Source organism: Pantoea sp. DY-17, assembly GCF_019795975.1.
GTDB classification, from domain to species: domain Bacteria; phylum Pseudomonadota; class Gammaproteobacteria; order Enterobacterales; family Enterobacteriaceae; genus Pantoea; species Pantoea leporis.
The window spans coordinates 896,348-916,822 of record NZ_JAIMIG010000001.1; the positions used below are offsets into that span (position 1 = coordinate 896,348).

Genomic DNA, 20,475 nt, shown 5'->3' on the forward strand with positions numbered 1-20,475 from the left:
TTTATTCCTCCAGTTGATCGAGCGTGTCGAGATAGCGCAGTCCTTTTTCCGCCAGGCGCGGGCGCATCTGATAGATATCCAGGCCCAGCTCACCGGCCGCTAAATGCAGGCGTTTGCTCTCTTCCAGCTCTTCACGCTGACGCGCTTTGGCCGCCACGCTGGCAGCTTCATCGCGTGCCACCACCACCACGCCGTCGTCATCGGCGACGATAACGTCACCCGGCCAGATCAGCTGCCCGGCACACACCAGCGGCACATTCACCGAGCCGAGCGTCTCTTTCACCGTGCCCTGCGCATACACCGCACGCGACCAGACGGCAAAACCCATTTCGCGTAACGTGCGGCTATCGCGCACACCGACATCCGCCACCAGCCCGCGCACGCCGCGCGCCTGCAGCGAGGTCGCCAGTAGATCGCCGAAGAAGCCGTCGCTGCACGGCGAGGTTGGCGCAACCACCAGCACATCGCCCGGCTGACAGAGCTCCACCGCGACGTGAAACATCCAGTTATCGCCGGGTGCGACCAGCACGGTGACCGCGCTGCCCGCGATGGCACAATCCTGTTGAATCGGGCGAATGGCGGGATCGAGCAAGCCTTTACGCCCCTGCGCTTCATGCACAGTGGCGACGCCAAAGCGCGCCAGCGCGTCGATATCCGTGGCTGCCGCACGCGGGATGTGGCGCACCGCGACGCCTTTTTTCGCGATGATGCTCATGCCAGATCCTCCGTCACGCGCGGGAAGATGCTCTGATAACCTTCGCCATAAATGATGTCGCGGCTGGTGGTAATGCCGACGTTACGCTTGGCCTGCACACCGCGCTGCTGCGCCACGCGCGTGTAGTATTCCCACAGATGTTCCTGCCCGGCCATGCACTGAATCGCCTGATATTTTTTGTCCCACACCGAGGTGACATCCAGCAGCACATCCGGCTTCCAGTTGCACTGCTCAGGCTGGTGCGGCTCGAAGCAGTAAACCGGCGGTGCACCGACGATTTTTTCGCCCGGACGGTAGCCTTCGGCCTGGGCGATAATGCGCGCCTCCTGCGCCAGATGCGTGGCCATTGGGTGATCGTAGTTGTAGGGATCCTGCAAGGAATGGGTCAGAACAAAGTGCGGTTGCACCCGGCGATAGACGTCCGCGAGGCGGAACAGGGTTTCTTTATCGGCACGCAGCGGATAATCGCCGAGATCAAAAAATTCAATGCTGGCACCGAGGATCTCGGCGGCGGCCTGCGCCTCGCTGCGGCGGGCGGCTTTGACTTTCGCCTCGCTCATCTCCCCCTTGCGCCACAGCTTGGCCGATTCGCCGCGCTCACCAAATGAGAGGCAGACAACGTGAACGTCATAGCCCTGCGCATGGTGCAGCGCGATGGCACCGCCGGCGCGCCAGACAAAATCCGCTGAGTGAGCGCTGACCACCAGCGCGGTTTTTTTTGGGGTGTTGTTAGTCATGGCATACTCCTCCGCTGTTTTTTTCCATGCTGTCACTGCCCACCTGGCGGCGATAATTCATTTCATTGCAGCGGGTATGCGTTTTATTTATATTGCGACATCGATCGGTGGTGAAAATAGGCAGGGGAAAATGGCGGAAAAGGGCACGCAGGAGCTGACAAATCTGATGCAAATCAGGGCATTTAGTCAGGTGGTAGCACAAGGCAGTGTCTCACGGGCAGCGGATGAATTATTTCGCACCCAGTCGGCCATTACCCGCGCTATTCGCGACCTGGAACTCACGTTAGGCGTCACGCTATTTGAACGTCACGCCGGCGGCATGAAGCTGACTGACTTCGGTAAATGTGTGCTGCCGCGTGCGCTGCGGGCGATTGAGGAACTGCATCAGGTGCCGCAGCGGCTGGCTAAATTGCAGGGACGCGGTGCGCAGCGTAGCGATGCGGAACCGCTGTGGCTGTTTAACGTGCGTCGGCTGCAAATTTTTATCACCCTGTGTCAGACGCGGCATATGCAGACGGTGGCGGCACGTCTCGGACTGAGCCAGCCGGCGGTGAGCGCCGCGCTGCGCGTGCTGGAAAACGGCGCGGGCATCGCGCTGCTGGAGCGCACGCCGCACGGCATGATGCCTTCGCTGGCCGGACGTGAAATTGAAGCCAACGTGCGGCGTGCGCTGAATGAATTGCGGCACATTCCGGCCGATATCGCTGCCCGCAGCGGGATACTCGAGGGAACGGTGCGCGTGGGCGCATTGCCGCTGGGACGCACGCGTATCCTGCCGCAGGCGATCGTGATGCTGACGGCGCGCTATCCGGGCGTGCGCGTGGTAACCAGTGAAAGCGCCTTTGGCGTGCTGGCCTCGGAAATGCGCGCGGGCGATATCGATTTTATTTTTGGCGCGCTGCGCCGCGATGAAGATGCGCTGGACGTCACGCGCGAGACGCTGTTCTCCGAACGCATGGTGCTGCTGGCGCGTCACGATCATCCGCTGGTGGGACGTGAGCTCTCTACCGATGATCTGCGCGCGGCGCGTTGGGTGCTGCCGCGTTCGGCCACGCCGGCACGTTATCTGCTGAATAACAGTTTTCAGGCGATGGGCATTCCGGCACCCGATCCGGTGGTGGAGACCGGTGATCTGGCGTTGGTGCGCGGCTTGCTGATGCAGTCGGATATGCTGGCGGCGGTCTCCGCGCACCAGCTGGAAGTGGAACTGGCGTCCGGCGCGCTGGTGGCGTTGCCGGTGCCTTTGCCGGATACCGATCGCGCTATCGGGCTGACGGTGCGTGCGGGCTGTCTGCACTCACCGGCAGCGGATGCGTTGATCCGCTGCCTGCGTGAAGTGTGCGGGCAGGACCAATAATCAACCTGCGCGCGCCGCTTCCATCAACGCATAGCGGTAACCGCGAATGCCGTAGCCGCAGATCACGCCTTGTGCGACGTCGGAAAGATAGGAGTGATGACGGAACGGCTCACGCTTGTGCACGTTGGTGATGTGCACTTCCCACAGCGGCAACCCCACGCCGGTGACCGCATCGCGGATCGCCACCGAGGTGTGCGTCCACGCTGCCGGGTTGATCACCAGCGCCTGCGCTTCGAGACGCGCCTGCTGAATCCACTCAATCATTTCCCCTTCGTGATTGGTCTGGCGAAACTCAATCGCCACGCCAAGCTCTTCCGCCGTTGCGCGGCACAGCGCTTCCACGCTTTGCAGCGTGTCGGAACCGTAGGTTTCTGGCTCGCGGGTGCCCAGCAGATTGAGGTTCGGGCCGTTCAATACATAGATGGTTCTCATCGTGACTCCTGTAATTCAGTAAAACCAAACAGCCGCTGTGGCGTGTGCCAAAGCACCTGACGGCGGCTCTTTTCATCGGGGATCAGCTGTTCGATCAGCAGCAGCTGCGTGCCCATATCCATGCGTTCAGTGGCGCGCAGGAAGGGCCAGTCCGAACCCCACATGCAGTTTTCCGCGCCGAAAGCGTCCAGCAATGCCAGCAAATAGGGATGTCCATCGCTGAAGGGATAGGGCTGCCGGGAGAATTTCGCCAGCCCGGAGAGCTTGACGCTGGTGCGCTGCTGGCCGGCCAGCGACAGCAGCGCCTGAAAGGCTGGTTGTGCTACGCCCGCGCTGACGTCAGGCCGACCGGAGTGATCGATCAGCAAACGCGTGCGGGTGCGTGACAGCAGCGGCATCAGCGCCAGTAGCTGATCGTTTTGCACCTGAATCTGGGCAAAGAGATCCAACTCCGCCAGCCTGCCCATTAGGGCATCAAGTTGAATAAATGGCTCGGTGCCCAGCATCGCCACGTTAAGCGCAATGCCGACGATGCCTTGATCTTTCAGGCTGGCGAGCGTGTCGCTCTCCACGTCACGCGGCGTGACGGCAATCCCTTTAAAACGTCCTGCACCGCGCTTGATGGTATCCAGCAGGCAGCGGTTATCGGTGTTATATCCCGACGTCGGACCGACAATCAGCGAGTGGCGGATGTTGTAGGCCTGCATCACGGCACGATAGTAATCCGGCGTCGCCAGCTCGTGTCCGTCCGGGTTATAGGCGCTCTCGGGCGCCCAGGGAAAGTGTACTGGATCAAAAACGTGGTGATGGCAGTCGATGACCGGTTGCGTAAACATCAGTCTGCTTTCCCCGCCACCGAGTAAAGTACCTGCTGATTGCGCGTCTGCTGGAACTGTTCCAGCGTTTCACCGCGCATCGCTGAGTAGATATGCAGGTTAGAGACGCCCACCACCGCACCCAGTTTTTCCAGCAGGAAGAAGCTGACGCCGTAATGGATCATGCCGCGCCAGTCGAGCTGGGTAATCAGCGTTTGCTCTTCAGCGCTCAGTCCGGCTTCCTGATACAATGCCTGTGGAGCTTCGCGGAATCGCTTACGCCATTCTGGCTGAATCATGCGGTGCAGGAAGCGGTTGATGCGCAGCGCTTTCAGGCTGCGCGCCTGGGTGAACGGATAGGTGCCGGGCAGTTTTTCCACGCCGCTGAGTTGCAGATTGATCTTATCGCGCTGGCGCTGGTGCACATCGACCGGCGCTTCGCGTGACTGATTTTCGAGGATCAGCGTGGCGATCCCGGTCATCGAAGGCAGATAGTAATCCTGATGCAGTTTCTCGACGTTGGCCGACAGCGCACCGCGCATGATCAGCCACATAATCACTTCCGCACCTTCCAGGCCGCCGAGCGTGGCGTATTCAGCCAGCGTTATTTCGGTCAGGCGCTCAGGATCGTTGATCAACAGATCGATAAACTGCGCATCCCATTCGGGATTGTTGAAGCCGCAGCGCTCGCCGTGTACCTGATGTGAAACGCCGCCGGTCGCGACCACCGCGACTTTAAGATCCTCCGGGAAACTTTCTACCGCGCGCTTCAGCGCCTGGCCGAGCTTATAGCAGCGACGCGCCGTCGGGATCGGGAACTGCAACACGCCGACCGCCAGCGGAACCACCTGCATCGGCCAGCCGCCTTGCCAGGGTGCCAGCGCCGACAGCGGCGAAAACAGGCCGTGATCCAGCGCTTTGTCCTGGAAGAATGACATATCGAACTCATCCGCCATCAGGCTGGCACCAATGTGCTGTGACAGCGCTGCATGGCCTTTTACCGGCGGCAGATCGCGCGGGCCGCCGCCTTCATCCGCAACGGCATATTCGTCATCAATGCCCAGCACAAACGCCGAGTAGTGATCAAAAAAGAAGGAGGTGACGTGATCGTTAAACACATACAGCAGCACATCCGGTTTTTTCTCCTCTAGCCAGCGCTGCATCGGCGCAAAGCCATCGAAAATCGGGGCCCATGCGCCTTCCTGCTGCTTATTGTGATCAACCGCAAAGCCAATGGTGGGAGTATGGGAAACCGCTAAACCGCCTATGATTTTAGCCATAATTTTTTGACCTCTACTTCATCGATTATTGAGGGTACGCGACAGGGACGGCAGGTCGTTAAGGTCGATGCCTTTAACCTGACGGGCCACCTGTGCAGGGTGATGTCGGGTGATGGAAAGTGCCGCCAAAACTGCCGGGAGCGACAAAACGATAAAAATGGCTGTTTGCCCAGGGAACACGCCGAGCAGCACGCCGCCCAGCGACGAGCTGATAATGGCGCCGCTACGACCAATGCCGTGCATCCAGCACACGCCGGTGGCGCGCATTTCGGTGGGATAAAAGGCCGGGGAGAAGGCCTGCAATCCGGTTTGCGCACCGTTGATGCAGACGCCAGCGAAGAACACCAGCAGCGCCAGCACATTCGGGCCAAAGCTCCAGATGCCCTGCGACACCAGGCAGAAGCTGCCCAGCAGATAGAACAGGGCGATAACATATTTCGCTTTGAAACGGTCCATCAGCCCACCAACCATCAGGCCGCCAAAGGTGCCGCCCAGCTGGAATAAGCCCGCCACAATCGCCGCGCGCTCCAGCGTTACGCCGCCAGAACGCAGGATGGTTGGCAGCCAGCCGTTAAGCAGGTAGATGACGAATAGCCCCATGAAGTAGGTGAGCCATAACACCACCGTGCCGCCTGCATAGCCGCGGCTGAACAGCTGCAGCACCTGCGCCTTTTTCGGGATGATTGGCGCATTGAGCACAAAGGCGGTGCCAGCAGAGAATTCGCCGCCCAGACGTTTGAGCACGGCGGCAATCTTGTCGCGACTGACTTTGCGCACCACCATATACATCGCTGATTCCGGCAGCAGCCACAGCAGCAGCGGCAACATCAGCAGCGGCAGCAAGCCCCCTAAACCCAGCACCGCTTGCCAGCCAAAGTGTGGCAGCATACCGGCGGCGATGAATCCGCCCAGTCCGGAACCGATATTAAACCCGCTGTACATCACGGTGATCATCAGGCTGCGACGGCGTTCCGGCATATATTCCGACACCAGCGTGACGCAGTTGGGCATCACCGCACCGAGACCGAGACCGGTGAGAAAACGTAACACACCCATTTCCAGCGGCGTGCGCGCGAAGGCGCTCATCAGGCTGAAGCAGGCGAAGACGGCAATCGACAGCAGCAGCACGCGTTTGCGGCCAAATTTGTCGGACCACGGACCGGCAATCAGCGCGCCAATCGCCACGCCAAACATCGCGGCACCGAGAATCGGCCCCATTTCCGCATGGCTGATGCCCCAGTCTTCAATCAGCGCGGGCGCAATGAAACCCATCGCTGCCGCGTCGTAGCCATCAAACATGATGATGATGAAACACAGGCTGAGGGTCAGCCACTGGTATCCGGTGATCGGGCGGGCGTCGATCCAGCCTTTTACATCGATAATGTCGTGATTGCTCATAGGATACGCTCTGATTTTTTTATTAATAACGTTATCGGGTTGAGATTTTATTCTGCCCTGACATTGGCCGGGGGCATCACTTTAACCCGATTGCAGGGGATAAGTTTTATAGTTTTTAGCTGTTAAAACAGCTTGTTGCATGTTTTTGTGTTCTTGCTTCCATAACCAAATTAGGGATGGCGTGCGAGTTTGTCTGCCATAAAATGGTTATGAAGGTATGAGTTTTGTTTATTTGGTGAGCTGTGTCGGAAAAATGAGAAGGCGTATCGAGGCTGAGGAATGGCGGGTATTGGGCACGGCAGCAGCGCTATTCAGAGCGGGCTGAAGAGCAGAATTTTGTCAGAGGGGGAAAAAGGGGGAAAGCAAGCGGAGAGCCGTTTGCGGCGCTCTCCGCCAGAGGTATTACATACGTTCGACGGTTTTAATGCCCAGCGTATCCAGACCTTGCTTCAGCGTTTTCGCGGTTAACGCGGCCAGCTGCAGGCGGCTCTGACGGATGTTCTCGTCCTCGGCGGAGAGAATTGGGCAGTGTTCGTAGAAGCCAGAGAACTGACCGGCCAGATCGTACAGATAAGCACACATCACATGTGGCGTACCGTCGCGCGCGACCTGCGTTATCACTTCTTCGAACTGCAGCAGACGCGTAGCCAACTGCGCTTCACGCTCTTCAGTCAGCACGATGTCACCGCTCAGGCTATCGGCATCAATGCCGGCTTTACGGAACACCGACAGCACGCGCGTGTAGGCGTATTGCATGTAAGGCGCCGTGTTGCCTTCGAAGGCCAGCATGTTGTCCCAGTCGAAGATGTAATCGGTGGTACGGCTTTTTGACAGGTCAGCGTATTTCACTGCGCCGATGCCGACCACTTCCGACAGATCCTTCAACTCTTGCGCTGACATCTCTGGATTCTTTTCGCTGACCAACGCATGCGCGCGTTCAACCGCTTCATCCAGCAAATCGGCGAGGCGAATAGTGCCGCCGCTGCGGGTTTTAAATGGACGACCATCTTTACCCAGCATCATGCCGAAGGCGTGATGCTCAAGCGGTACCGATTCCGGCACGTAACCGGCTTTACGCACGATGGTCCACGCCTGCTGCAGATGCTGGTGCTGACGGGAATCGATGTAATAGAGCACGCGATCGGCATGCAGGGTTTCGAAACGGTATTTGGCGCAGGCGATGTCGGTGGTGGTGTAGAGATAGCCGCCATCTTTCTTCTGAATGATCACGCCCATCGGTTCGCCTTCCTTGTTTTTGAACTCATCAAGGAAAACTACCGTGGCGCCTTCGCTGGTCACCGCCAGGCCTTTTTCGCGCAGATCGGCGACGATGCCCGGCAGCATGTCGTTGTACAGGCTTTCACCCATCACATCTTTGCGCGTCAGCGTCACGTTAAGGCGGTCATACACCTGCTGGTTCTGGCTCATGGTGATATCAACCAGCTTCTTCCACATGCTGCGGCAATATTCGTCGCCACCCTGCAGCTTCACCACGTAATTACGCGCGCGCTCGGCGAAGGCTTCGTCGGCATCGTAGGTCACTTTGGCTTCGCGGTAGAAAGCTTCCAGGTCAGCCAGTGCGATCTCTTCGTGATGTTCGTTCTGCTGCTTTTCCAGATAGGCAATCAGCATACCGAACTGCGTGCCCCAGTCGCCGACGTGGTTGGCGCGGATCACGTTATGGCCAAGGAACTCCAGCGTACGCACTGCGGCATCACCAATGATGGTGGAACGGACGTGACCGACGTGCATCTGCTTCGCTACGTTAGGCGCGGAGTAATCCACCACGACAGTTTGTGGCGCAACCGCACTCACGCCAAGACGCGGCAGCTGCAGCGCCTGCGCGGTTTGCGCCGCCAGCCATGCACGATCGAGGAAGATATTGATAAAACCGGGACCGGCGATTTCGACTTTGCTGGCGATGCCGTTAAGATCCAGATGCTGAATCACCTGCTCAGCCAGTTGTCGCGGCGCCTGACCGAGCTTTTTCGCTACGGCCATCATACCGTTTGCCTGGTAATCACCGAACTGTACCTTCGCAGACTGGCGAACCTGAGGTTCGCAATCGGCAGGCGCACCCGCCGCAATCATTGCCTGACTGACTTTGTCGGAAAGAAGAGCCTGAATATTCACCGCGTTACCTTCATATGCTGAAAAGGCCCGCCTGTAGGCGGCGAGCCGATGTCGTCATCCCGCAACTACACGGCGGGACGGAAAAATAAGAGGGGAAGTATACGTGAAATGTTAAAGTGAGTCAGCTATTCGGTATCTGATGACAGGCAACATCGGGCCCCCAGCGCCGATTAACGGCGCCGCGGGTGACGACGAGGATTTTTAACGCTTTTGTCTTCACGCACCTTCCAATGGCGGGAAATTGCAAATCCCATTAATGCAATCAGGACCGCGACAACAATGAGCATAGACATAAGGCCGTTCCTTGTAGTTGTGAAACCCAAATTTATAAGAAAGGGTATCAAGCTGCAATTGTTTGCAGCCTAAATAAGAGTTATCTCATTGTATTAACTATTGCTATTAATAACAGATAGTTAGGTCACTTTCATAAAGTTACTGCTGGACCTGATTTAGCGATAAATCTGAAATGAATGGTCTATTTATGCGGTTTTTAGCCTTTTTGGCGCCTAAATCGGATGAATCCGACAATTTTGTCAAGCGGAATCAACGGTTAGCAAATTTCATATTGATAAGTAAACCTGAACTGAATTAGAGGTAAGGCAAGATGCAGACCCACTTTCCTGTGGAATTGGATGATTTAAAACAAGACATGGCGCGTTTTGAACAGTCGCTGATGAATTTTTCTGAACGTTTAGGCATTAACCTGGCTGAACATGAAGCCGATCACGTCGCGGTGCGCTGCCACCAGTTTGCAACGGCAGAACGCTGGAAATCTGGCTTATTGCAGATCGGCACACAGTTTTCCGAGGCAATGATCAATGGTCGCCCGATTTGCCTGTTCAAACTGCATCAGCCACTGAACCTGGCGGGCTGGCAAATTGATGTGATTGAATTGCCGTGGCCAGGCGAAAAGCTGTATCGCCACGAAGGGTGGGAACATGTAGAGATTGTACTGCGTGGAGAACCGGAAACGCTGGGCATGCGGGCGATGGCGCTGCTTTCTGATGATGCGCTGACACAGCCGGGCATCTCGTTTAAAACCAGCGCGCCCAAAGGCGAGAACGAGCGGTTGCCCAATCCGACGCTGGCGGTGACGGACGGGCAAACCACCATTAAGTTTCATCCATGGCGACTGGAAGAGATTGTCGCCAGTGAGCAGGCTTAACGCCGCGCCGCGACCGCTTTTTGCAAACGCGTAACCGCCTGTTCCAGCGTGGCGCGCGTACAGCCAAAGTTGAAGCGCACGAAATTATCATCGCCAAAATCGTGGCCCGGTGAAAAACCGAGGCCGTGCTGCTCGAAATACGCCATCGGATTGGCAACATCCAGTCTGCTGGCGTCGATCCACCCCAAATAGGTCGCTTCCGGCGCGGCCATCTGCAATTCTGGCAGTGCATTCACCTGAGCCACCAGCCAGTCGCGATTGGCGCGCAGATAATCCAGCTGCGCTGCCAGCCATGCATCGCCATCGCGCCACGCCGCTTCGGCTGCTACCAACGCCAGAATATCCACGCCAGGCACGATGCCTTCACGCACGCGTTTGAACCGCGCACGCAACTCCGGATTGGGAATGATCGCCAGCGACGCGCCCAATCCGGCAATATTGAAGGTTTTCGATGGCGACAGCAGCGTGATGCTCCGCTGTGCGGCATCTTCACTTAACGCCGCAAAGGGAATGTGCTGTGCGCCGGGTGACAGCAATAAATCGCAGTGGATTTCATCGGAGCAGACGATCAAATCATGCTGCTGCGCAAACGCCAGCTGCGCTTCCAGCTCGTCACGACGATAAACCGTACCGCCCGGATTCTGCGGATTACACAGCATCAGCAGGCGTTCATTGCCCTGCATCGCGCTATTATCCAGATTCATCACCCAGCGATCGTCTTGTAAACGCAGCGGTAAATTTACCTGTGCGCGGTCGGCCAGCTTTGCTGCACCGCGAAACGGCGGATAGATCGGCGTGGGGGAAACGGTGGATTCGCCAGACTCCGTGAATGCGCGGACCGAAAGATTCAAACCGCACACTACGCCGGGCAATAACACAATCCAGTCCGGCTCAATCTGCCAGTTGTAGCGCTGCGCTAAACGCGAAAGGGTGATATCAATCAATCCGGTTGGCGTTGCGCCATAGCCAAATACACCGTGCTCAGCGCGCTGTTTAATGGCCTCAATCACACTCGGCGGCGAACGAAAATCGCTGTCTGCGACCCAGAGCGGCAGCACATCGCGATCACCATATTTGTGCCATTTCAAACTATCGCTGTGACGACGGTCTATCCATTGATTAAAATCGAATGCCATAGTGCGAGTTCCACGTAAACTGTCCAATTAAGTAGACTAACTGAAGCATTCATCCCGAGCCAGAAGTCATGAGAAGGAGCATGGTATGACGAAACTGGAAATTTGTTGCTACGGCATCGACTGCGCAATGACTGCGCAGCTGTCCGGTGCCGATCGCGTGGAGCTGTGCAGTGCACCGCGCGAAGGTGGGTTGACGCCTTCAGCCGGCGTGCTGGAAGCGGCACGACGTGAAATTTCGATCCCGGTACATCCTATCGTCCGTCCGCGCGGCGGCGATTTTTGCTACACCCACTTTGAGTTTGAGTCGATGAAATCGGACGTTGCGCTAATGCGTGAACTCGGTTTTCCCGGCTTAGTGATTGGCATGCTGGATGAAGATGCGCATGTCGATATTGCTCGTATGCAGCAGATTATGAAGCTGTGTGACGGCATGGACGTCACCTTCCATCGCGCCTTTGATTTATGCCACAGCCCGAAACGCTCACTTGAGGTGCTGGCTGATTTAGGCATCGCGCGGATCCTGACGTCTGGTCAGCAACAGAGTGCCGAAGCAGGAATTGCATTATTAAGGGAACTAAATGAACACAGCACAGGTCCGATTATTATGGCCGGTGCGGGCGTACGTTTGAGCAACATCCAGAAGTTCATCGACAGTGGATTGCAGGAAGTCCACAGCTCCGCCAGCCGTTTAGTCGCTTCGCCGATGCGCTACCGTAAAGCCGGTGTTTCCATGTGCTCCGAAGCGGAAACCGATGAATTCAGTCGCTATTGCGTTGATGGTGATGTGGTTGAAGCCATGAAAAGCATGACGCAGTTGAGCGCCGTCAGGGTAGCCTGAATTCCCCCCGATTTTGCCGCGCAGCACGCCAGCTCAAATGACGTGATGTTTGCAAGTACCAACCCCAGTTCTTCTAACTGGGGTTCTTTTTATCTGCAATTCCCGCGGAGATAGCGTGATCGCGTAAATGATGCTTTGATTACTCTATGGCTTCGTACGGATAACCTTCATGAAATCCATCCCTTATACCTTTTTAATGCTGCTACTCCCGTACTGCGGCGTCGCGCTGGCGGTCAGCACCGCGTGTCCGCCGATGAGCAAAAACATCACCAGCAGCAACAACTGGATCATGCTGGGCGGCGATGCCAAAGGCGCGGTGCGTCAGGTGGTGGCAGGCGAATTTGGCAAAGATGTGAACTCGCAAAAGCGCGTACTCGGCCAGTTTGATCAGTGCGGCGATTTGATGGTGGCCGATATCTCCTACGACAAAAATGAAGGCAATGTTCTATTGACGATGGAACAGCATATCGCCCGCGTTCAACGCGGCTGGGTGGCGGAATATGCCTACATGGTTAAAGTGATCAAAGCAGGGCAAGAGGAAGTGGTCGACAACCGTCAGGGCACCATCAGCTGGCAAATCGGCCAGCATGGCAACATTGTCAGCTCATCCGATAAATTCACCAGCATGGGCAAAGATGGCTTTACCGATACCACTTATCGCTATGACAAACAGTTCAGAGTGGAAAAAAGCGTGGCGCGCGGCAGCGATAGCATGACCAACGGCGAAAGCAGCTGGCGCTGGAATCCACAAGGATTGGTAACCTTATCCACCAGCGCGCGCAGCAAAGATACTTATAGCTATGATAACCAGTGGCGGGAACTGCGTTTGAACAGCACCGCGACCACGCCAGTCAGCACGCTGCGCTCGGTGGATGAGTGTCAGCTGTGGGATGAAGTGGGCAACTGCACGCTCAGTTATCTGCATGAAACCGAAGTGTTCGCCAAAGGCACCATTGAACGCCATCTCAGCTCCGCTTATAAATACCAATACTGGAACGCACCCAACGAAACCGCCGCACAAGATTAAAGCAAAACGAACAAAACCCACAAAACCCACATAAAGGCTGGAAACAAGGGCCGCGAAGTAAAGCTTCCGCCGCATGGATGCGGCGGCAGAGTCCACAGGGATGTGTCCACGACGCCTTTACGCAGCGGCCCTTGTTTTCAGCCTGAAACGCACCGGAGCAATTGAGAACATCGCATGACACTAATTTTATCTTTCCTTTTCGCCATCACCATCCTCACACTCACGCCCGGTTTTGATACTGCATTAGTGCTGCGTTCCGCCGCCGCGCAAGGCTGGAAACGTGCCTGGGCTACGGCATTTGGCGTTACGCTGGGTTGTCTGGTGTGGGGCGTTGCGGTGGGTTTAGGCTTGGGCGCGCTGCTGCTGGCCTCGGAAATGGCGTATAACCTGCTGAAATGGATCGGTGCGGCCTATCTGCTCTATCTCGGTGTCAAATTACTCATCAACCCACGCACCCAAGCGGAAGAAGGGCAGCACGCGCAGAGTAAAGAGCAAAGTTATGTTGCCTGCTTCACGCGCGGACTCTTTGGTAACCTGTTAAATCCTAAAGTCGGCGTATTCTACGTAACCTTTCTGCCGCAGTTTATTCCGGCGGGCGCGTCGGTGCCGCTGTGGTGTACGCTGATGGCGCTCACGCACATGGTGATAGGTTTGGTATGGAATGCGGTGCTAATTGGCAGCAGCCAGTATTTTGCGGCGCATCTGCGTCGCCCAGCGGTGCTGAAAGTGATGGATCGCCTGACGGGCTGCGTGTTTATTGGCTTCGCCGCGAAGCTGGCGCTATCGCGGCGTTAAACATTACGGCTTGCGCGCGACTAGCACGGCGCGCAGCGGGGCGGGATAACCTTCCACGGTTTTGCTGCTGTCATGCGGATCAAGAAACTCGGCCAGCGACTCGCTGGTCATCCAACTGGTGCGACGCTGCTCTTCCACGGACGTCACCGCGTAATCCGCGATGCGCACATCGACAAATCCGCACTTCTCCAGCCAGCTCTTCAGCGCCGCCGCAGAAGGGATAAAGTAGACGTTACGCATCTGCGCATAACGCTCACCCGGCACCAACACCGCGTTTTCATCACCTTCAATCACCAGCGTCTCCAGCACCAGCTCGCCATCACTGACTAACTGATTTTTCAGCTGCATCAAGTGGTCGAGCGGCGAACGGCGGTGATAAAGCACGCCCATGGAAAACACGGTATCAAACGCTTGTAACGCCGGCAGTTGCTCAATGCCCAGCGGCAGCAAATGCGCACGACGATCGTCACCCAACAGCTTACGCACCGCTTCGAACTGACACAAAAACAGCTGCATTGGATCGATGCCGACCACCAGCTTCGCGCCCGCGCCAATCATGCGCCACATGTGATAGCCACTACCGCAGCCGACATCCAGCACCGTACGATGCTGCAACGGTGAAATGTGCGGCAACACGCGATCCCATTTCCAGTCGGAACGCCATTCGGTATCGATCTCGGTACCGTACAGCGAATAAGGACCTTTGCGCCACGGCATCAAATTGCGTAGCAGATTCTCAATGCCAAGACGCTGACGATCGGTCAGATCCTCAACATCGGCGCTCACGCTATGCAACAAATCCAGCTTCTGCGGCGTCAGCAGCGGCAGATAATCAACTGACTTCTCCCAGTCGCGGAATTTACCGTGCAAATTTTCACGCTGCCATGCGGCGACTTGCGCCGGTAACACTTCCAGCCAACTGGCGAGCGGGCCGGTGGCGATCTGCTGATAAAAACGGCCAAACTCAATCATTTCAACGCCACCAACGAACCAAAGTTAAAGCACTGGAACCACAACTCCGCATGTTTGAACCCGGCGGTTTTCAGGCGCGCTTTGTGCGCTTCAACGCTATCGGTCAGCATCACGTTCTCCAGCATGCTGCGTTTCTGGCTGATCTCCAGCTCGCTGTAACCGTTAGCGCGTTTGAAATCGTGATGCATGTTAAACAGCAACTCGCCGACATCGGCATCTTCAAAACTGAACTTCTCCGACAACACCAGCGCGCCGCCCGGATTCAATCCGTTAACAATCTTCTTCAGCAGCTCGAGACGTGCCGGTGGCTCAAGGAATTGCAGGGTAAAGTTCAGCACCACCAATGAGGCGTTCTCAATGTGAATGTCCTGAATATCTGCTTCGATCACCTGCACCGGCGTATCCGCGCGGAAGGCGTCGATATGGCGACGGCAGCGCTCCACCATCGCTGGCGAATTATCCACGGCAATAATCTGGCAGCCCGGCACATGAATATTGCGGCGCACCGACAGCGTGGCGGCACCAAGTGAACAGCCGAGATCGTAAACCTGGCTATTCGGCTGAACGAAGCGTTCCGCCAGCATGCCAATCATCGAAATGATGTTGGAATAACCCGGCACCGAGCGCTGAATCATATCGGGAAAAACTTCAGCTACGCGCTCGTCAAAGGTCCAGTCGCCCAGCTTATCGATGGGCGCGGAAAATAGCGTATCGCGATCAGACATAATGAAAAGGTCCGGAGAGAAAACGGAAAGGGCGCTATTTTGGCAGAAACGCGGGCAGGCTGCACCCTTTGCGTTGCGTCTAGAACAGGCTCGATTGCTGCGGCCAGTCGGGCAGATCGCGTAAGGTTGGTTCCAGCTGCTGCAACTGTGGCCACAACGCCTGAAGCAGCGGAAACACCTCGCCCATATCCGGCGTATGGATAAACAGCAGCGGATCGCTATCACGCTGCCACGCTTGCAGCTTGCTGTGCCATGGCTGAAACAGCGGCACGCTCTCCGCCACGCTATCACTGCCAATGAAACGCACCATCGGTTGCGAACCGGTACGCACCACATGCAGCGGTACACGCGGCTTTTGCGATCGGGCGTGCACCGCTGCGGCCGACTGTGAGGTGGAGGCATGCACCGGACGACTATCCAGCATCACCCGATTAATTTGACGCTCCAGCAAACCGCGATTCAGCGCGCGTTCAGCATCACCTTTGGCGAAAAATGCCTGATGCCGCACCTCGACGCCATAGCGGAAATTGCGCGGCAAACTATCGAGAAAAGACCACAAATCGCCGAGCTGAGCCGGTGAAAACGCCGCCGGCAGCTGCAGCCAGTATTGACCGATGCGCGTGCTGAGCGGATCGAGCAGGCGGAAAAACTCATTCAGCAACTCATCACAGTCGCGCAGCGCCGCTTTATGGCTGATGCTTTCGGGAAACTTGAAGCAGAAACGGAAATCGTCGTGCGTCATGTCGCGCCAGCGCAGCACCACTTCCGGCTTTGGCAGCGCATACAACGTGGTATTACCTTCCACACAACCAAACAGCTGCGCGTAATCGGCTAAGGTCTCAATACCGAACTGTTTCCATTGCGCGTGCTGCCATTGCGGTAATCCAATACGAAGTGTCAACGCGAACTCCTGAATCCTTTAGGGCGGGAAAGGGCGGCTTAATGTAACCTGTTTTGATGTCGGCAGGAAAAACAGCGCGATAAAGCATAATGTTTTGTCCGCTTTGATCGGGCTCCACTTATCCTGCCTGGGTTTTTCCATTATAATAGCCGCCTTTTTTGCGACAGCATCTCAGAAGGTTACGCGGCCTGATGCTGTCTGGCAGCAGCGGCGAAGTTAAAAGGATACGTTATGCGTACAGAATATTGCGGACAGCTCAATCTGTCTCACGTGGGTCAGCAAGTCACTCTCTGCGGCTGGGTAAATCGCCGTCGCGATCTGGGTAGCCTGATTTTTATCGATATGCGTGACCGTGAAGGTATCGCACAGGTGTTCTTTGATGCCGATCGTCAGGACGCTTTCCAGCTGGCATCTGAGCTGCGTAACGAATTCTGTATCCAGATCACCGGCACCGTGCGTGCACGTGACGAAAAGAACAAAAACAGCGATATGGCGACCGGCGAAGTGGAAGTGTTCGCCCATGAGCTGAATATCATCAACCGCGCTGAACCGCTGCCGCTGGACTCTAACCAGGTCAACAGCGAAGAAGCGCGCCTGACCTATCGTTACCTGGACCTGCGTCGTCCGGAAATGGCGCAGCGTTTGAAAACCCGCGCTAAAATTACCAGCTTCGTGCGTCGCTTTATGGACGACCAGGGTTTCCTCGATATCGAAACGCCGATGCTGACCAAAGCCACGCCTGAAGGCGCGCGTGACTATCTGGTGCCAAGCCGCGTGCATAAAGGCAAGTTCTACGCGCTGCCGCAGTCGCCACAGCTGTTCAAACAGCTGCTGATGATGTCGGGTTTTGACCGCTACTATCAGATCGTTAAGTGTTTCCGTGACGAAGATCTGCGTGCCGATCGTCAGCCAGAATTTACCCAGATCGACGTGGAGACCTCTTTCATGACCGCAGAGCAGGTGCGTGAAAAGATGGAACGTCTGATTCGCGAACTGTGGATCGACATCAAAGGCGTGGATCTCGGTGACTTCCCGCAGATGACTTTTGCGGAAGCGATGAACCGTTACGGCTCAGATAAGCCAGACCTGCGTAACCCAATGGAGCTGGTCGACGTTGCCGATCTGCTGAAAAACGTTGAATTCCAGGTGTTTGCCGGTCCAGCCAACGATGCCAAAGGCCGCGTGGCGGCTCTGCGCGTACCGGGCGGTGCTGCGCTGACGCGTAAGCAAATTGATGAGTACGGCGAATTTGTCAAAATCTATGGCGCCAAAGGTTTGGCGTGGATGAAAATCAACGAACGCGCGAAAGGCTTCGAAGGCGTACAGAGCCCGGTTGCCAAGTTCCTCAGCGCAGAAATCGTTGAAGACATTCTCAACCGTACTGGCGCCCAAGATGGCGACCTGATCTTCTTCGGTGCGGACCGCGCCAAAGTGGTGGCGGATGCGCTGGGCGCGCTGCGTCTGAAAGTGGGCCGCGATCTGCAGATTACTGATGACAAAGCCTGGGCGCCGCTATGGGTGATCGACTTCCCAATGTTTGAGGAAGATGATGAGGGCGGCCTGGCAGCGATGCACCATCCGTTCACGTCGCCGAAAGACCTGAGCGCAGAACAGCTGGCAACCGATCCGGTACAAGCGGTAGCGAATGCCTACGATATGGTGATTAACGGCTACGAAGTGGGTGGCGGTTCCGTACGTATTCATAATGGTAAAATGCAGCAGACGGTATTCAGCATCCTCGGCATTACCGAAGAAGAGCAGCGTGAGAAGTTTGGCTTCCTGCTCGACGCACTGAAATACGGTACGCCGCCGCACGCCGGCCTGGCGTTCGGCCTGGATCGTCTGACCATGCTGTTGACCGGCACCGATAACATCCGTGATGTGATCGCGTTCCCGAAAACGACCGCCGCCGCGTGCATGATGACCGAAGCCCCAAGCGAAGCGAATCCCGCTGCGTTGCTGGACCTCGGCATTCTGGTGGCGCCGAAAAAAGAAAAAACAGAGAACAAATAATGGGCTTTAAACATCCGGTTTCGGTGCTGGTGGTGATTTTTGCCCGCGATACCGGCCGGGTGTTAATGCTGCAGCGACGTGATGACGACAGCTTCTGGCAATCGGTCACTGGCAGCCTGGAAGCGGGCGAAACCCCGCGCCAGGCAGCTCAGCGCGAAGTGTTAGAAGAACTCGCCATCGATATTGCGCACGAAAAGCTAGTGCTGGACGATTGCCACAAGCAAATCGAGTTTGAGATCTTCCCGCACTATCGCCATCGTTACGCACCGGGCACCACGCACAATCGCGAACACTGGTTCAGGTTGGCCATACCCGCAGAACGCGACCTGCTGCTCACCGAGCATCTTGCCGCGCGCTGGCTCGAACCCGCCGCTGCCGCAGCCCTCACCAAGTCCTGGAGTAACCGCCAGGCGATTGAAGAATTTATCTGAATGCTTGCCGCCGCGCGTTTTTCCGGTGGCGAATGCATTAAGTTTTATGAATCTGGTGAGTTTTCAATGAACGCACCGAACAATATCGAACAGTCAGGCGTAATCGGCGCCGCGAGGTTGTTCACCGCCAGCGCACAGCAACCGGAGCGTACTTATGTACGTGAGGATTGCGAGCACTGCCGGGGGACAAGATCGCAAGTAAGATAGCCTGCACCCAGTAAAAGATCGGAGAATATGTAAGATGGCTGGACACAGTAAATGGGCGAATACTAAGCATCGTAAAGCTGCTCAGGACGCTAAGCGCGGTAAAATCTTCACCAAAATCATTCGTGAGCTGGTCACCGCCGCGAAACTGGGCGGTGGCGATGCGGGTTCCAACCCACGTCTGCGCGCAGCGATGGACAAAGCGCTGTCTAACAACATGACGCGCGACACCATGAACCGTGCCATCGCACGCGGCGTGGGCGGTGAAGATGATTCCAACATGGAAACCATCATTTATGAAGGTTACGGTCCGGGCGGCTCAGCGGTGATGATTGAGTGCCTGAGCGACAACCGCAACCGTACCGTAGGCGAAGTGCGTCATGCCTTCACCAAAACCGGCGGCAACCTCGGTACCGACGGTTCGGTTTCTTACCTGTTCAGCAAGAAGGGCGTGATCTCCTTCGCGCCAGGTCAGGACGAAGATGCGGTGATGGAAGCGGCGCTGGAAGCCGGTGCTGAAGACGTTGTGGCCTATGACGACGGTGCGATTGATGTCTTCACCGCGTGGGAAGAGATGGGTACGGTGCGTGATGCGCTGGAAGCGGGCGGTCTGAAAGCCGACTCGGCTGAAGTCTCGATGATCCCTTCCACTAAAGCCGAAATGGATGCCGAAACCGCGCCGAAACTGCTGCGCCTGATCGACATGCTGGAAGACTGTGACGACGTGCAGGAAGTTTACCATAACGGTGAAATCTCTGATGAGATCGCAGAAACGCTGTAATGGCGTTGCTTAAAACCCCACTCACCGGAGACGCGCCGTGGCGATAATTCTCGGGATCGATCCCGGCTCGCGCGTCACCGGTTACGGTGTTATTCGCCAAACCGGCCGCCAGCTTACCTATCTGGGCAGCGGCTGTATCCGCACCAGCGTCACCGATCTGCCGACGCGCCTCAAACTGATCTACGCGGGCGTCAGCGAAATTATCACCCAGTTCTCACCCGACTATTTCGCCATCGAGCAGGTGTTTATGGCCAAGAATGCGGACTCAGCGCTGAAACTGGGCCAGGCGCGCGGTGCGGCGATTGTCGCGGCGGTGAATCATGATTTACCGGTGTTTGAATATGCGGCGCGCCAGGTGAAGCAAACCGTTACCGGCACCGGCGGCGCAGAGAAAAGTCAGGTGCAGCATATGGTTCGGACCTTGCTAAAACTGCCAGCCAATCCGCAGGCAGATGCCGCCGATGCGCTGGCCATCGCCATTACGCATTGCCATATGAGCCAAAACGCGGCGCGTATCAGCGATACGAAACTGGTGATGACGCGCGGACGTATGCGATCCGGTTAGCGGAAACGAAACGCGGTATGAGGCTGGATATTCATCCAGCCTTTTTTATGGTATA

The 20,475-nt window shown here is 56.6% G+C and carries 21 protein-coding genes; 9 read left to right on the plus strand and 12 right to left on the minus strand.

Annotated elements, in window-relative coordinates; all coding sequences use genetic code 11:
• Position 1 precedes the first annotated feature (1 nt).
• On the minus strand, positions 2 to 715 hold the full coding sequence (locus K5Y33_RS04295; RefSeq protein ID WP_222233317.1) for a 4-carboxy-4-hydroxy-2-oxoadipate aldolase/oxaloacetate decarboxylase: 714 nt from the start codon (positions 713 to 715) through the stop codon (positions 2 to 4).
• Complete coding sequence (gene galB, locus K5Y33_RS04300; protein ID WP_222233318.1) at positions 712 to 1,452, minus strand: 4-oxalmesaconate hydratase; 741 nt, start codon at positions 1,450 to 1,452, stop codon at positions 712 to 714. The genes K5Y33_RS04295 and galB overlap by 4 nt, the downstream gene beginning before the upstream one ends.
• A gap of 130 nt (positions 1,453 to 1,582) precedes the next feature.
• On the opposite strand from galB, the gene K5Y33_RS04305 reads away from it, so the two are divergent.
• Entirely contained in the window at positions 1,583 to 2,809 is a 1,227-nt protein-coding gene (locus K5Y33_RS04305) for a LysR family transcriptional regulator (RefSeq protein ID WP_222233319.1), read from the plus strand.
• On the opposite strand, the gene aroQ is transcribed toward K5Y33_RS04305, so the two are convergent.
• From aroQ to K5Y33_RS23625, 6 genes are all read right to left on the minus strand, one after another.
• On the minus strand, positions 2,810 to 3,241 hold the full coding sequence (gene aroQ / locus K5Y33_RS04310; protein WP_137385953.1) for a type II 3-dehydroquinate dehydratase: 432 nt from the start codon (positions 3,239 to 3,241) through the stop codon (positions 2,810 to 2,812). It abuts the gene before it with no gap.
• Positions 3,238 to 4,077 (minus strand): amidohydrolase, encoded by an 840-nt coding sequence (locus tag K5Y33_RS04315; protein WP_222233320.1) that lies wholly within the window; start codon positions 4,075 to 4,077, stop codon positions 3,238 to 3,240. The genes aroQ and K5Y33_RS04315 overlap by 4 nt, the downstream gene beginning before the upstream one ends.
• Positions 4,077 to 5,336 (minus strand): gallate dioxygenase, encoded by a 1,260-nt coding sequence (locus K5Y33_RS04320; RefSeq protein ID WP_137385951.1) that lies wholly within the window; start codon positions 5,334 to 5,336, stop codon positions 4,077 to 4,079. The genes K5Y33_RS04315 and K5Y33_RS04320 overlap by 1 nt, the downstream gene beginning before the upstream one ends.
• An 18-nt stretch (positions 5,337 to 5,354) precedes the next feature.
• A complete protein-coding gene (locus K5Y33_RS04325; RefSeq protein ID WP_110866319.1) occupies positions 5,355 to 6,734 on the minus strand; it encodes an aromatic acid/H+ symport family MFS transporter in 1,380 nt (459 codons plus the stop codon).
• A gap of 402 nt (positions 6,735 to 7,136) precedes the next feature.
• A complete protein-coding gene (argS, locus tag K5Y33_RS04330) occupies positions 7,137 to 8,867 on the minus strand; it encodes an arginine--tRNA ligase (RefSeq protein ID WP_101764148.1) in 1,731 nt (576 codons plus the stop codon).
• Positions 8,868 to 9,037: 170 nt separating this feature from the next.
• Positions 9,038 to 9,160 (minus strand): hypothetical protein, encoded by a 123-nt coding sequence (locus K5Y33_RS23625; RefSeq protein ID WP_007889544.1) that lies wholly within the window; start codon positions 9,158 to 9,160, stop codon positions 9,038 to 9,040.
• A 311-nt stretch (positions 9,161 to 9,471) separates the two neighbouring features.
• Here K5Y33_RS23625 and K5Y33_RS04335 point away from each other — a divergent pair, with 311 nt between their 5' ends.
• Positions 9,472 to 10,032, plus strand: coding sequence for a VOC family protein (locus K5Y33_RS04335; protein ID WP_222233321.1), 561 nt, complete (start codon positions 9,472 to 9,474; stop codon positions 10,030 to 10,032).
• Here K5Y33_RS04335 and K5Y33_RS04340 read toward each other — a convergent pair.
• Positions 10,029 to 11,168 (minus strand): MalY/PatB family protein, encoded by a 1,140-nt coding sequence (locus tag K5Y33_RS04340; protein WP_210080786.1) that lies wholly within the window; start codon positions 11,166 to 11,168, stop codon positions 10,029 to 10,031. The two genes, K5Y33_RS04335 and K5Y33_RS04340, sit on opposite strands and share 4 nt — an antisense overlap.
• Before the next feature lie 85 nt (positions 11,169 to 11,253).
• On the opposite strand from K5Y33_RS04340, the gene cutC reads away from it, so the two are divergent.
• The 3 genes from cutC (at position 11,254) to K5Y33_RS04355 (ending at position 13,828) form a co-directional block, all read left to right on the plus strand.
• Entirely contained in the window at positions 11,254 to 12,006 is a 753-nt protein-coding gene (cutC, locus tag K5Y33_RS04345) for a copper homeostasis protein CutC (RefSeq protein ID WP_101764150.1), read from the plus strand.
• Between the two features lie 196 nt (positions 12,007 to 12,202).
• Complete coding sequence (locus K5Y33_RS04350; protein WP_255610265.1) at positions 12,203 to 13,033, plus strand: hypothetical protein; 831 nt, start codon at positions 12,203 to 12,205, stop codon at positions 13,031 to 13,033.
• A 174-nt stretch (positions 13,034 to 13,207) separates the two neighbouring features.
• Positions 13,208 to 13,828: a LysE family translocator gene (locus K5Y33_RS04355; protein ID WP_192234118.1), complete on the plus strand. Its 621-nt coding sequence runs from the start codon at positions 13,208 to 13,210 to the stop codon at positions 13,826 to 13,828.
• A gap of 3 nt (positions 13,829 to 13,831) precedes the next feature.
• Here K5Y33_RS04355 and cmoB read toward each other — a convergent pair whose 3' ends face one another.
• The 3 genes from cmoB to K5Y33_RS04370 all read right to left on the minus strand — a co-directional run bounded on the left by cmoB (position 13,832) and on the right by K5Y33_RS04370 (position 16,426).
• A complete protein-coding gene (cmoB, locus tag K5Y33_RS04360) occupies positions 13,832 to 14,800 on the minus strand; it encodes a tRNA 5-methoxyuridine(34)/uridine 5-oxyacetic acid(34) synthase CmoB (RefSeq protein WP_110866314.1) in 969 nt (322 codons plus the stop codon).
• Positions 14,797 to 15,525: a carboxy-S-adenosyl-L-methionine synthase CmoA gene (cmoA, locus tag K5Y33_RS04365; protein WP_097097065.1), complete on the minus strand. Its 729-nt coding sequence runs from the start codon at positions 15,523 to 15,525 to the stop codon at positions 14,797 to 14,799. The genes cmoB and cmoA overlap by 4 nt, the downstream gene beginning before the upstream one ends.
• Positions 15,526 to 15,604: 79 nt before the next feature.
• A complete protein-coding gene (locus tag K5Y33_RS04370; RefSeq protein WP_222233323.1) occupies positions 15,605 to 16,426 on the minus strand; it encodes a DUF72 domain-containing protein in 822 nt (273 codons plus the stop codon).
• A gap of 231 nt (positions 16,427 to 16,657) precedes the next feature.
• Between K5Y33_RS04370 and aspS the strand changes: the two genes are divergently transcribed.
• The 4 genes from aspS (at position 16,658) to ruvC (ending at position 20,420) form a co-directional block, all read left to right on the plus strand.
• Positions 16,658 to 18,439: an aspartate--tRNA ligase gene (gene aspS, locus K5Y33_RS04375; RefSeq protein ID WP_101764156.1), complete on the plus strand. Its 1,782-nt coding sequence runs from the start codon at positions 16,658 to 16,660 to the stop codon at positions 18,437 to 18,439.
• The gene (nudB, locus tag K5Y33_RS04380; protein WP_008110490.1) at positions 18,439 to 18,870 is read left to right on the plus strand and encodes a dihydroneopterin triphosphate diphosphatase; all 432 of its coding nucleotides are present in this window, start codon (positions 18,439 to 18,441) and stop codon (positions 18,868 to 18,870) included. Before aspS ends, nudB begins: the two co-directional genes overlap by 1 nt.
• A 241-nt stretch (positions 18,871 to 19,111) precedes the next feature.
• Complete coding sequence (locus K5Y33_RS04385) at positions 19,112 to 19,855, plus strand: YebC/PmpR family DNA-binding transcriptional regulator (protein ID WP_222182537.1); 744 nt, start codon at positions 19,112 to 19,114, stop codon at positions 19,853 to 19,855.
• Between the two features lie 37 nt (positions 19,856 to 19,892).
• Positions 19,893 to 20,420 (plus strand): crossover junction endodeoxyribonuclease RuvC, encoded by a 528-nt coding sequence (ruvC, locus tag K5Y33_RS04390; RefSeq protein WP_008110486.1) that lies wholly within the window; start codon positions 19,893 to 19,895, stop codon positions 20,418 to 20,420.
• Positions 20,421 to 20,475 lie beyond the last annotated feature (55 nt).